This window comes from Psychrobacillus sp. NPDC058041 (assembly GCF_042885655.1).
Lineage (GTDB): Bacteria > Bacillota > Bacilli > Bacillales_A > Planococcaceae > Psychrobacillus.
In genome coordinates this window covers 385751-398321 of the sequence record NZ_JBHVRO010000003.1, presented here as the reverse complement: position 1 = coordinate 398321, position 12571 = coordinate 385751, and the positions used below count along the sequence as shown (strand labels likewise).

The 12571-nt window shown below is 33.8% G+C and carries 10 protein-coding genes; 2 read left to right on the top strand and 8 right to left on the bottom strand.

The genetic code is table 11. The annotated features are described in order from the left end of the window. Positions 1 to 462: 462 nt before the first annotated feature. The 5 genes from ACFVR1_RS06995 to ACFVR1_RS06975 all read right to left on the bottom strand — a co-directional run bounded on the left by ACFVR1_RS06995 (position 463) and on the right by ACFVR1_RS06975 (position 5462). Positions 463 to 1230: a tyrosine-protein phosphatase gene (locus ACFVR1_RS06995; protein WP_387582187.1), complete on the bottom strand. Its 768-nt coding sequence runs from the start codon at positions 1228 to 1230 to the stop codon at positions 463 to 465. 67 nt (positions 1231 to 1297) lie between these two features. Then, the gene (locus ACFVR1_RS06990; RefSeq protein WP_387582184.1) at positions 1298 to 1999 is read right to left on the bottom strand and encodes a CpsD/CapB family tyrosine-protein kinase; all 702 of its coding nucleotides are present in this window, start codon (positions 1997 to 1999) and stop codon (positions 1298 to 1300) included. Between the two features lie 2 nt (positions 2000 to 2001). Then, on the bottom strand, positions 2002 to 2730 hold the full coding sequence (locus ACFVR1_RS06985) for a YveK family protein (protein WP_387582181.1): 729 nt from the start codon (positions 2728 to 2730) through the stop codon (positions 2002 to 2004). 280 nt (positions 2731 to 3010) lie between these two features. Continuing rightward, positions 3011 to 3712 (bottom strand): hypothetical protein, encoded by a 702-nt coding sequence (locus ACFVR1_RS06980; protein ID WP_387582178.1) that lies wholly within the window; start codon positions 3710 to 3712, stop codon positions 3011 to 3013. A 499-nt stretch (positions 3713 to 4211) separates the two neighbouring features. Further along, a complete protein-coding gene (locus ACFVR1_RS06975) occupies positions 4212 to 5462 on the bottom strand; it encodes a hypothetical protein (RefSeq protein WP_387582175.1) in 1251 nt (416 codons plus the stop codon). Positions 5463 to 5908: 446 nt separating this feature from the next. Between ACFVR1_RS06975 and ACFVR1_RS06970 the strand changes: the two genes are divergently transcribed. Continuing rightward, a complete protein-coding gene (locus ACFVR1_RS06970; RefSeq protein WP_387582172.1) occupies positions 5909 to 6253 on the top strand; it encodes a DUF805 domain-containing protein in 345 nt (114 codons plus the stop codon). Positions 6254 to 6781: 528 nt separating this feature from the next. Here ACFVR1_RS06970 and ACFVR1_RS06965 read toward each other — a convergent pair. Together ACFVR1_RS06965 and ACFVR1_RS06960 are read right to left on the bottom strand one after the other, a co-directional pair. Then, the gene (locus tag ACFVR1_RS06965) at positions 6782 to 7675 is read right to left on the bottom strand and encodes an NAD-dependent epimerase/dehydratase family protein (RefSeq protein WP_387582169.1); all 894 of its coding nucleotides are present in this window, start codon (positions 7673 to 7675) and stop codon (positions 6782 to 6784) included. A gap of 45 nt (positions 7676 to 7720) precedes the next feature. Next, the gene (locus tag ACFVR1_RS06960; protein ID WP_387582167.1) at positions 7721 to 8143 is read right to left on the bottom strand and encodes a hypothetical protein; all 423 of its coding nucleotides are present in this window, start codon (positions 8141 to 8143) and stop codon (positions 7721 to 7723) included. A 151-nt stretch (positions 8144 to 8294) separates the two neighbouring features. Here ACFVR1_RS06960 and ACFVR1_RS06955 point away from each other — a divergent pair, with 151 nt between their 5' ends. Then, positions 8295 to 9116: an SLAP domain-containing protein gene (locus ACFVR1_RS06955; protein ID WP_387582164.1), complete on the top strand. Its 822-nt coding sequence runs from the start codon at positions 8295 to 8297 to the stop codon at positions 9114 to 9116. A gap of 498 nt (positions 9117 to 9614) precedes the next feature. Here the strand turns inward: ACFVR1_RS06955 and ACFVR1_RS06950 are convergent, their stop codons facing one another. Beyond that, positions 9615 to 12533: an Ig-like domain-containing protein gene (locus tag ACFVR1_RS06950; RefSeq protein ID WP_387582161.1), complete on the bottom strand. Its 2919-nt coding sequence runs from the start codon at positions 12531 to 12533 to the stop codon at positions 9615 to 9617. Between the last annotated feature and the right edge of the window lie 38 nt (positions 12534 to 12571).

The following is a 12571-nucleotide window of genomic DNA, read 5'->3' as shown; positions in this document are numbered from 1 at the left end:
AAAATACATAGCAAACCCATGATGTGCTATACAAATAGTTAGTGAACTAATTATTAGAAGTATGTCTGTAAAAGGATTAGTTATTGGATGGAGTAAGAAGTATCCGACATAAATAGAAAATAGAACGATACAAGAATCGACAAGTACAAGCATCGACATTCTTTTTTTATATGACATTAAATCCCCCCCATCGAAGAAAATTTCAACACTAAGACCTATGTTAATTACAAAATTTACATTAAATTCGAATTAATCAAAGTTACTATAAGACTTTCTTCTAAGTTACTATAGATTATTATAGCACTTTGGGAATTTTATGGGGATTTTATATTCACATTTCCTTTTTCGACACTCAAATTATAGATATTTATACCTAATAACCTTTCATTTTGAAAGATCATTAGATATGCTATCAAAATATAGAAAAATTACCATGTCATTTTTTTACCAAATACGCTCAATTTAAGCGAAAATATTCCACCACTTCGGTTTGCCTAGTTCTTCTGGCTCTAATATAATTACTTCGCTATTTTCTACGATTCTTGCGTTATTTTCTAGAAAAATGTCAACTGCATCTAATCTTTTGTGTTTTTCTAAGTATCTAAGTCCCGCGTCAAATTTATATGGTCTCGTTTTTAAATTATGAACATCTGAACCATACGTATGAACTAAGTTAGCATCAACCAATTGCAACGATAGTTTTTGAATTCCTCGTCCAAAATGTCCTGCTAAACTACCAGCTGTAATTTGTGCAAGTGCGCCGTTATTAATCAGCTTTGTCAATCTTGTAGGATTTTCTGCAATTGCTCTGTTTCTTTCCGGATGTGCAATAACAGGCAAAATATCCTCTGATAATAACGCATGGATTACATCTGTCGTGTACTTTGGTATTCCTTGAGATGGTAACTCTAAAAGTACGTATTTAGAACCTGCTAATGTGTGAATCTTTTCTTCTTTTAGTAACTCAATTAAATTATCTCTTAAACGAACTTCATGTCCTAAATGTAATTTTAATGGAAGCCGCTGTTCAACTATTTCTTGCTGTAATGTGATAAGTTGTTGTTTTACAACATCTGCTTCAGAATTGTATTGCGGATGTAAAACATGAGATGTGGAAATTATCTCTGTTATTCCCTCTTTTATTGCATTTTCTAGCAATTTGATAGTTTCTTCTTTGTTAGTTGGGCCATCATCTACTCCATATAATATATGACTATGTATATCAATCATTGCATAACTCTCCTATTTCTTGTATTTATAGTAAAATAAAAGAGAGTAAAAGACACCTAAGTGTTTTTTACTCCTCTGAACCATAATATTGATAATAATAATGATCTTTTTCTAGTTTAAAGTTATTAAGTACCGTGCCAATAATTTTGGCTTTGGAAGCAGTTAACAACTCTTTTGCTTTTAATACACTATTTTTATCAGTTGCTCCTGCACTGATGACAAGCACTGTGCCTTCGCTCTTATTCGCCAATATTTGTGCATCTGTTACAGATAACACAGGGGGTGCATCAAATATGATCAGATCAAAATGTTTTTTTAATTCTTCTATCATTTCGTCCATAGATTTGGCACTTAAAAGTTCTGCTGGATTCGGTGGAATCGGTCCACTAGTAATAATTTGAAGGTTTTCTATATTAGTTTCTTTAATCGAATCCATTACTGGAATCTTTTTCGTTAAAATATTTGATAGACCTACAGTGTTTGTCAGCTGGAATGTATAGTGGACTGTTGGTTTACGCATATCTGCATCGATTAGCACGACTTTTTTTCCTTCTTGTGCAAACAAACAGGCTAAATTCGCAGATGATGTTGACTTTCCTTCTGCTTGTACAGAAGATGTAAATAATAATGTCGTTAACTCTCCATCTGGTTTGGAGAAGTTTATATTTGTGCGAGCAGTACGAAATTGCTCCGAAACAAAAGATCTTGGTTCCGTTATCACAACTAATTTGCGTGCCACTTCTATTAAACTCTTTGTTTTTTTAGCCATGTTTACACTCGCTTTCGTCGTGGCATAATCTTTGTAACCAAATCCACATCTTTGTTCACTGGTATCGGACTTATAAGACCTAGTATTGGTAATTGTAAAATTTCCTCTATATCTTGTTCATTTTTAATAGATGTATCTAGATACTCTAGTAAGAAAGCAATACCCACTCCAAGCATTAATCCAATTACGGCAGCAATAGCCATGTTAAGAATTGGATCTGGTTTAACCGGTACCGGATTTTCCAATTGAACTGCTGGGGATAGAATATTTACGTTGTCTACCTTCATTAATTTTTGGATTTCTTCTTGGAATACTTGTGCAGTTGTATTCGCAATATCCACTGCTTTATATGATTCAGCATCTTGTACGCTAATATTAACTACTTGGGAATTTTGTGCATTCGATACAGTGATTTTATTTGTTAATTCGGCTGGTGTCGTATTAAGATCTAAATTTTCAATCACTTTAGAAAGAATTGCTGGACTTTTAATAATGACATTATATGTATTTATAAGTTGAAGATTCGTTTGTATGTCTTGAGTATTGAATTGTTGCTGTTCGATTTTTTGTTGATTGACAAGAATTTGCGTCGAAGCTTGGTATATTGGTGTCAAAAAGAAATAGCTAATAACTCCCGCAACTATTACAGCAAGGACCATTATACTAATAATTAAAGCAAGTCGTTTCCTCAATGTTTTATATAAATCTTGTAAACTAATCGTTTCTTCCATAAATACTAGCTACCCCTTTACACCTCAATTATCTTCATTTACTAATAAATTCTATTATAACATATATTATCCCATTTTGATTACAAATTCTCTCAATTTTTCATAAAATATTTGTCAATTCGACAATTATACATAGTTAAATAGTTTTACTAAAATGGAATCCATAATCCGTAAAGATATGTTCAATGCTCCAGCAGCCCTGTGTCTTCCTGACACAGAGGAGCGGATAAAATGATAGCAAAAAAACCGTAAAGATTCTTTACGGTTTTTTTTTGAGAGTTTATTTTCCAAGTGCTTTACTTAAAATACCATCTCTTCTAGCTTTTTTAGCAGCATCGTAATCAGTTTTAAAGCTTTGTGCATAGGATTTATCAAAGCCGTTTTTTGTAAGATCTTTTTCTACTGCACCCAGTACACCATTGAATACTTTATCCGTGCTAGCTTCTAAATCTTTTGCAGCAGCCATGTACTTATTATAAAAGTATCCAAAATTAATACTTTCACCTTTTGCTTGCTTGTCCAAATACTCACTTTTCGCACGTCCTACAAGTGCATTGATTTTAGAATCCGCTTGTGTTTCCAAACCTGTGAATGCTGGGATATATTTTTCTTTGATCGATCCAACAGTTGGTTTAATAGATTCATTGTTGGTAGTTGTGGATACACCGGACGTTAGCGTTTGGCCTGATGCCTGTCCTTCACTTATTCCGCTACTCGTTGTTTCATTTGTTGTCGAATTATCAGCTGTTTGCGTATGTAAAACAGATGCTTTTTCTTCTATCACATTTCCATTTTCATCGATGGTAATCTTGCTTCCATCTGGTAATTCTACTGTATATGGGTCAGCTACAATCTCGGTTACTTCATCATCGGCCACATCATAAGTTTTAAATTTTAGTTCATATAGTATGTAACTTCCCGCTCCAAGGATAAGGATTAAAGCGATGAGCAAAAATATTTTTAACTTCCTTCTTTTTTTCATAATATTCCCCTTTTTACTTTATCTTAGTTTAAGTTTAGCATGAAGATTAGAAGATGAGTAGAGTTATATAGGAAAATAGGCGTGAAATGATGGAATTTGTTTGTTTATATTGTATTATGTCAAATTACACAGTACTTATATATTATTTTCGAATGGTGTGATCCTCTTTCATTCTAGCATCACTGTGACAGACTCAATTGTCATCCAGATAGTGGCTAACACAGAGGGGTGGTTAGAAAAAAAGTCAACATAATTCGACTTTGCGAAATAGAACTAGCCAATAAGTAAGAAAGTCGTTGAAATGGCTCCCTTTCCGCGGGCATTGCCTCAGCCTCCTCGCTGCTCTGCGGGGTCTTCAGCTAACGCTATTCCCGCAGGAGTGGCGCCTTTTCCAACGAGTTTCTATCTCGTTGCTAACTATTGGAAAGCAAGTTACATGTGGCGCTTGTTATATGAAAAACCCTTTATGTCAAATTGGACATAAAGGATTTTCATGAGTTTATTTAGCTGTTTCGAACTTAAATGTATATGTGTCTTTAAATTCTTTGCCGCTTATTGTTCCTGTTACTTGAAGAGTTATTGTTTTATCATCTAAAACACTCAATGATGTATCTTTATCTAAGTTTACCTTAGCCAACGCTTTTTCAATAACTTTATCAAAGTCTAAACCATTGTTGCTAGATCCGATTGTAATATCACCATCTGAAGTTTTATAAGTTACAGTAGCAGATTCGACAGTTGTATTTTTAGATTTAAATACACTGAAAACTCTATTTGCTTCATCATAAAAATGACCTAATGTACTATTTTCTTTTATTAATACATTAAGTTTGTTCCCTACCATTGAAATTTCGACTTTACTACCTGTTGCAGTATTACCTAATTTAACCTGTTCACTAAGCATTGAGTTCAAAATATCATTCCCTGATGGTGACGTTACACCGCCGCCACCTCCACCGCCACCGCCTGCTGCAGGAGGAGTAACAGGAGTAACTACTTCTTTAACTTTCTCTACATTTTTCAATAGAGCAGTTACAAAACTATTTGAAGCGGAACTTGGAAGACGATCAACTAAAGCTTGAATACTTTCCATTACTTTTTTCGCTTCTTCCAGTTTACCCTCTTTTACAAGCTTTTCTACTTCTACAGTTTTCATATAAATTGTTACTGGAACCATTAATTCATCACGTTTTTGATCCGATGGTTGTTTGTATTTATCAAGCAACAAATCACGAGATGCTTTTCCAGAGAAACGATATAAAATAGCAGTTCTTCCTTTTAATTGATACGAAATTTGGTGATATGCCTTTTCAACTGCAGCAAAGTCATTTTTCGCTTCAGCTACTTTAATATCAGCTAATAGTGGATCCAAATATTTTGTTGCATAATTATATGCATCAATATATGGAACCAATCCTTTTGTAATTTTTTCATTGTACAACGTTTCAATCTCTTTCAACTTCGCTTGCTTTTCTGTTTGAGAAAGTTTAGATGATTGAATTTCTTTTACAGCATTTTGATAGTTTTTCTTTGCACTATTTAATACAGGGTATAATGAGTCGCTTGATGCTAGTTTCCCATCTAATGCTGGATACACGTATTCAGTAGCAGCTTTGTTCAATTCCATCTTTACCTTGTTAACCGATTGATCTACTGAGGTAGATGCTCCAAATGCTACTGATGAGAATGATAATACTGATGTCGTTAACAATACTACTGCCGCTGTTTGTTTAATAAAACGATTGCCCATGTTACTCCTCCTTATTATGTAGGTAAAATTGTATAGAAATTACCAAAATATTTCAATCAACCTTTATAATACTATTTAATTGGAAACTATTCAACTTTATATTTAGTTAATATGTTACAAAACTACCTATGAAAAGTAATTTTTTTTACAAATAAAGAGATTAAATGACTTAAAAGAAAATTATCAATTAGAATATCAACCAAAATTATACAAAAATACGTATAGATTTAACTAGTTAATCTTTTTTTTACTTCTTTCCTGCTAGGGTCACTTATAATGTTTTTTCCAATTCTATCAATATTGCAACTTGGCCATTTAAAATAATATTAATCGACAAAATGTAAGGAAACATTTACCTCTAAAAAACCTAATAACCAGATGCTATACTGAAATTGTAATAGTTAGAAACTACTATTACCGTATTTGAATTTTCAGGGGGATTTTGTTTGTATTGGTATTTGAAAGTATTAAAGAATTATGTAGGATTTCAAGGAAGAGCGCGACGCAAGGAATATTGGATGTTTATTCTTTTCGATATAATCATTTCTATCGCGTTGGCAATTGTGGAGTCAATCGCAGGTTTATCTTCTTTATTAACAGGACTTTATACATTAGCTACTTTGCTTCCAGCTATAGCGGTTACCGTTCGAAGATTACATGATACCGGGCGAAGTGGATGGTGGTATTTACTTAATTTAATTCCTCTAGTTGGTCCTATTATTGTAATTGTATTTACGTGTCAAGATGGAAAGAATAGTGAGAATAAATATGGACCAAATCCTAAAAGATAAGATAAGCACAAGCACCCTTTAAGTACATCTTGGCTTGACTAATTCCTGAGGCCATGATGCGTTAGGTTGGGCTAATTAGAGAAAAAATACTTCCCTACTTTTTTAAAAATTTCTGGTGATACCATTTCGGAATATCTTCACTTCTTTATCGGTAGATAATACATATTTTTTCTCTGGTTCTGCTTGCCATATGAATAAGTACAAGAAAGTGCCAGTTCATTATTTCGACAAAGCAAATTGTCTTTATTATTTGCTCTGTTGATTGGAGCGGAAGGCGGCGACTCCTAGGGGATTAGCAAGCAAATCAAGACCCTGGACGGAGCGTAGCGAAGGAAGCGGCTTGATTGCTTGCCCCATGGAAAGCGTCCGCCTGCAGCGGAAATCAACCTATTCATGACATAAGTGGACAGTTACTTAATAAAAATGCATTTACTTTCTTAATCTTTAACAAAGTTAACCGCTCCTTTAAAGAGCGGTTATTCTTTTTTTCAGAAATGAATTGTCCCAAGTAGATTTAGAAACTAGTCTCTAAGATTTATTAATCTCACTATAATAATCAATCAGCTCATCCAATATAGTATGTAACTCTGAAAATTGATAGCCGAGTCGATTCGCTTTTTCAGTATTGATTGACCACGAACCAGGAAGTGCATACGGTGAAGTGTTTGTTATAGGTGCATCATTCAAAATATTTGCCGATTTACCTACGCGTTCTTCTATTTTACTTATAAGGTCTTCTAATGAAATATCCTCTTCACATCCAGGATTAATCGGTCCAGTAAAGGAGGATTGGCCCATTTTATATAGAAAGTCTGCCGCTTCATCTGAAAGAATAAAGCTATAACTTGCTTTTGGATTTTTAATCCCTAGCATTTCATCGTTTAGCACTTTATCTACATGAAATTTTAGTCTTTCCGTGAAATCGTCTGCTCCAATAACGATTGGAAACCTGACTGCTACAACATCGAGTTCACTTTTAGTAAATAATACTGTTTCAGCAGCACGCTTTGCTTCTTGATAACCCTCATAGCCAGCATATTGTTTTCTACTTTTATATTCAAAAGTAAAATCTTCAGGAATAAAATCTTCTTCTGTCCATTTAGTCCCAAACTCATAAACTGCTTGAGTAGAGGTAAATATATACCGCTTACTCTTACCATTGAGAGCAGATACTGTATCCAGAGCTTCTTGTGGAGACTGACAGGTTTGATCGTAAACGATATCCCATTTCCTATCAGAAAATGCTTTTTCTAATGATGATTTGTTTTCTCGATCTATGATAAGACGCTCTACTTTGTCTCCAAATGGATCTTTAGTAAGGCCACGTGTAGCTATTGTTACATTCTTCCCGTTTTCCAAAAGCTTAGCTACAAGCTTTTTACCGAAAAATTGTGTACCACCTAATACGAGAACATTTTCCAACTCTTTCCCCTCATTTCCATTGACTATCGGGTTTCATTCACAGCACTATTCCACAGAGATTACTTCTAAAGGAGCTTCTGTTTCCTTTGGTTTATCTACTGTGCCCCCATTTGCTTGTTTTAACAAATTCAACTTACTCTTAGATGGAGTTTCATACTTTACGGAAGCATTTTTCAGAACGAAAGCTCCTCCCCCTACTCCATACAATCCACCATTATTGCTTTTATAGCTATATACTCTGTACTCTTCCCCTTTTTTAAGATCACGTACTTTTGTCAAAGAATTATCTTTTTCTAATTTCCATAAAGTTGTGCTTTTAAGAATCGTTACTTTTCCGATTTGACCAACCTTTAATTCTGTTTTACCCCACATCACTTTGGTCAGTGCACTAGCTTGGTTTGTATTAATTGTCATAACTGAAATAAGTAAAATAAATACGAATGCTATTTGAACGGTTTTTTTCATCATAATTAATTTTCCTCCTTTTGAATATTCTTCTATTTTACATTATTAAGTATTTCTCTTCTATATAATAATCTCTTAACTTTCTACGAGGGGAGCTATGGATTTTATTATGATATAATGGAAGAATACTATTTAAATGGAAAGGAATTAAATAATGACAAATTCACCTAACACATATAAAACACAATTAGACTTTTCTACTGAGTGGGAAGTTCCAGCACAGGAAAAGTATATTTTTCAATATTATCATCAGCAGTTAGAGGACCTAGTAGCTAACCAACTTCATGTTCATGGGGTTAAACTATATAAGGTTGAAGCTGGTATTGTTGTAACTGGTATTATAAGACACTCTTTACCAAAAAATTTACGTTTAGAACAAATAGTATTAATCGTGAAAGATAAAGAAGGGAAAGAACTAGCGAAGAAAGAGTTTGAAATGGAATTGTTTGGAGAGCTGCCACCATGTTCTGCACGACCATGGAACTTTTTATTTGAAAAGGAAGACTTACTAGTTCCATATGAAGAGATAACAAATGAAATGGATTTTGAATTAGTATTTGAGTATTACGAAAGAGTAGTAAAAGATTTTGAATTGTACTTAGATGAAGATTGGTCAAATGGTCTTACAGAAGATCAAAAGGAATATGTATCAACATTAGTTTCCTCATTAGAACCACTCAAAATAAATGAACTCTCTATCGTCGGATTTCATTTTCATGAAATGGAAAACGTTGTTCAAGTTTATATCGTTATTCGTAATTCATATGCAGATACATTAACTATTGAAAACCTGCCAATTCAATTATTGGATGCGGCTGGTGATATAGTTTGTAAACTCGGATTCCCAATAGGTCAGTTTGAAATTGAATCTAAACAAGCTCGTCCAATTAACTTATCTTTCCCAAAAGAAGTGTTCATGAAGGAAAATCCAGATTTTAGCTCATGGATAATAGAAATGATTCCACAAACTTTATAATTTACTAATAAATCCGTTGAAGGGAAACCTATAACGGACAAAAGGTTTCGGGAATGTCCATCATTCCCGAAACCTTTTGTCATTTTCCCTACTCACCTATGGCTTCATCGCAGAATATAACTTGATTAATAGAAGAGAAAAACATGCTAAACTTCCACGGAAGAACGCACATACACGAAGAGTAGGAATCCACCGGAAAAGTCCTCATAATTTTCCTTTACTAGGTGGGGCCGTCTAATAAGTAAGAAAACCGTTGAAATGGCTCCCTTTCCGCGGGCGTTGCTTTAGCCTCCTCGCTTCGCTGCGGGGTTCTTCTGCTAACGCTATTCCCGCAGGAATGTCGCCTTTTTCAACGATTTTCTAAAAATGAAAAATCACCATATTATTAAATAGGAAGTAGCCTGACAGTGCTTTTAACCTCTTAAATTGGTCCTTACTGATCTATAATAGCAAAAGTAAGCAGCTATAGGGTTTTCCTAAACAGCTTTATCTATATCATTAAAAAAACTCATTTTTATCGGTACCATCTACTGTAATATTAACATTTAGTTCAGTCGCTTTTAAGATAAAATGATTATCGTCCTTTTTTATCGCTTCGACCTTCACATTTGCAGAAGTCAACTGACTATTTAAACTATCCACCAATTGATCCATTGTATAATAATTGTCATTTAAATTAATTTCAGCTATCTTCAAGCCATCACTTATGCTAAAGCTACGATTCTTTGATGTATCTTCGTCACTACCTGTAACGCGATCCGTATAAAAGAACTCATTCCAGTTTGGTCCACTTACTTGTACAAAGGCAGACTTTCCTGTATTGAAAGTTCCAATTTGGAAAGTATCACCACCAAAGCTGCTCGCCCAAGTAGCACGACCATTTAGATTATTCATTTGAATATAGCTTTCAACTGCAGATCCAATGGACATGGCTGGAGTAATAGCATATTCGTTTTGAGGTATATTCCACCACAAATCTACATTTATCGTATTTGTTCCATCATATATAGTGAATTTCTTACTATTTCCTTGAAAATTTGAACTACTTATAGGTTTACTAACTAGAACAGCTTGACTAGCAAAAATTGTTGCGTAGTCAAAGTTTGAAATTGCTAGACTTTCCAAAGTCGATACATATGGAATAGAAATAGAATATTTCGCAAGGTTCTTCATTTTATTTCCTGATTCATCTTCCGCAAAATAGAACAGAGTGTAGGTTTTCCCTGCACTTAAGCCTTCAAAAACAAAAGAGAAACTGCTATCTTTCTCCACTGTAGCTATACGTTTCTGAGGTCCATCTTCTAAAATCAAATCATTGATAGAAGGGTCTTCCGTTCCATCTTCCTCAACTAAAAGAGCTTGTACAATTGCTTTCTCGTCAAATGCCATTTCCACTGTAACTGAACTTTTCGTCATATTCAGTGTACGCGGAAATCCTTCTTTTGCAATTGGGGCTTGCAAATCGGTTGCTGGTATAACGATGTCAAATTTGCTCGAAGTCCACGTATTACCATCCAAACTAAGCTTCAGTTGAACAGTTGCTACTCGACCAGTTTCTGAAATAGGTGCCTTTAGCAAACCATTTGTGTATGTCCATCCATTATCACCTATTATTTCTACATCGACTTTATAAGGAAGTGTTACCTCTCCATTTTTATTTAATGTAATTAACGAAAACTTCGTGGCATCTTCTAGTACTAATAATTTACTATAGTTACTGATAAAGCTTTGTTGTTCTTCTGAGAGAGAGTCATAATGATTTCTAATTTCTATTAAATTGGAATCATCTGGACCTATTAAATTTGCAATTTCCACTTCAACTTTTAGTGCATCTACTTTTGAAATTATGTTTAGGAAAGCTGTATAATTTGGAAAGTCTCCTAGAATTGCACCTTTCGATATAGCAGCGTCTATTTTCCCGTGAATTTCTCCGATTAAAGCTTGAGTAGCTCCAAGAGTTTCTACTTTAACATCCACAAGACTTGGTAGTTGTCCTAATGCATCATTAGCAGCTTGAATTAATGCTTGTTTTTCCGCATGAATTGCAATCCACTCTATACTAGCTTGCAGTTTCTCAATTAATGTTGCTGGAATCATTAGTCGAAGTTGTTCTGACAATCCTTCATAAGCTAACTTTGTTTCCAAAATAGTATTAATATTCATTGAGGTTAAATCAGTTACTTCTGGTAAAGAGTTAATTTTTCCAATTACATTTTCGACTTTTATTTGATCTTCCATCATTTGAACAAGTTTTTCGAGTTTTTTCTGCACTTCTACATTTATAAAAGATAAAGCCTCATCATTTAAACTTTCAAATAAATCATTCGCTCTATTAATTTCTTCGTAGTTAATAATTGTAATTACTTCGGGAAGTGTTTCTATGATGGATTGCAACGTCATAGCATCCACATAATTACTATTTTCCATAACTGTTAAATGAATTGTATATTTCTTTCCATTTACTTGAATTTCGGCTGTGAACTCTCCGGGAATTAAGGTAGATTGCTCTGGCCAAACTACACTATAACTCTTTGTCGCTCCATTACTCATTTTAGCTGTAACTGTTTTGGGCAATACAAGCCCTTGCTTCACAATGACATCTTGAATGGTAGATATGCTCACTTCTGATCCCGATCCTGGGTTTGGGACAGGAGTAGTTTGTGTTTCTAATTGTTTTTCAATATCGACAACTTCTTTGATTAATTTAGATAATACTAGATTAGTAGAATTAGAAGGTAGTTTAGTCATTAATCCTTCGACTAAAAGCATAATCTTTTTCGCTTCCTCTATTTTCCCTTCTTTCATATATAATTCTGCTTCATTCGTTTTCATAATGATCGTTACCGGTATGATTAACTCGGTTCTTTTATTATCTGCTGGCAACTTGTATCTACTAAGAATAAGATCTCGTGTTACCTTTCCTCTAAAACGATATAAAATAGAGGATCTATCTTTTAATTGATAAGACAACTTATGATACTCTTTTTCTAGTTTATCTAAATCTCCTGTTTGCTCGGCAACATGAATTTGTTCCATAATGGGATCCAAATATTTTGTTGCATAATTCATTGCATCAATATAGGCAACTAAACCTTTTGTAATTCTTTCTTCATAAACACTATCCAGTAATTTTAATTGCGTATTCTTATTACCGTTATGCGAAGAAACTATTTCTTTCCTAAATTCGATATACTGTTTTTTCGCTTGATTCAACATTACATATAATTGAGAAGTTGAAGTAAGAACACCTTCATAGGAAGGGTCAATATATGCCATTGACTCATGCTTAAAGAGTTTTTCTAGATTTTCATTTGATGGGATTCCCACATTTGCACTAGCTTTTTCAGTACCTATTAAAGTAGGGAAAAAACTTATTAATAAAACGAGTGACACGAATATTTTTGAGACTTTTTTCACCTTTTTCTCCTCCAAACGATAGATTAATGAGTATAATA

Bases quoted from the DNA above. Each gene is read 5' to 3' on its own strand.
- ACFVR1_RS06960 (WP_387582167.1), bottom strand. From the start codon at position 8,143: ATGATGAAAAAAACCGTTCAAATAGCATTCGTATTTATTTTACTTATT.
- ACFVR1_RS06995 (WP_387582187.1), bottom strand. From the start codon at position 1,230: ATGATTGATATACATAGTCATATATTATATGGAGTAGATGATGGCCCA.
- ACFVR1_RS06955 (WP_387582164.1), top strand. From the start codon at position 8,295: ATGACAAATTCACCTAACACATATAAAACACAATTAGACTTTTCTACT.
- ACFVR1_RS06975 (WP_387582175.1), bottom strand. From the start codon at position 5,462: ATGGGCAATCGTTTTATTAAACAAACAGCGGCAGTAGTATTGTTAACG.
- ACFVR1_RS06985 (WP_387582181.1), bottom strand. From the start codon at position 2,730: ATGGAAGAAACGATTAGTTTACAAGATTTATATAAAACATTGAGGAAA.
- ACFVR1_RS06980 (WP_387582178.1), bottom strand. From the start codon at position 3,712: ATGAAAAAAAGAAGGAAGTTAAAAATATTTTTGCTCATCGCTTTAATC.
- ACFVR1_RS06990 (WP_387582184.1), bottom strand. From the start codon at position 1,999: ATGGCTAAAAAAACAAAGAGTTTAATAGAAGTGGCACGCAAATTAGTT.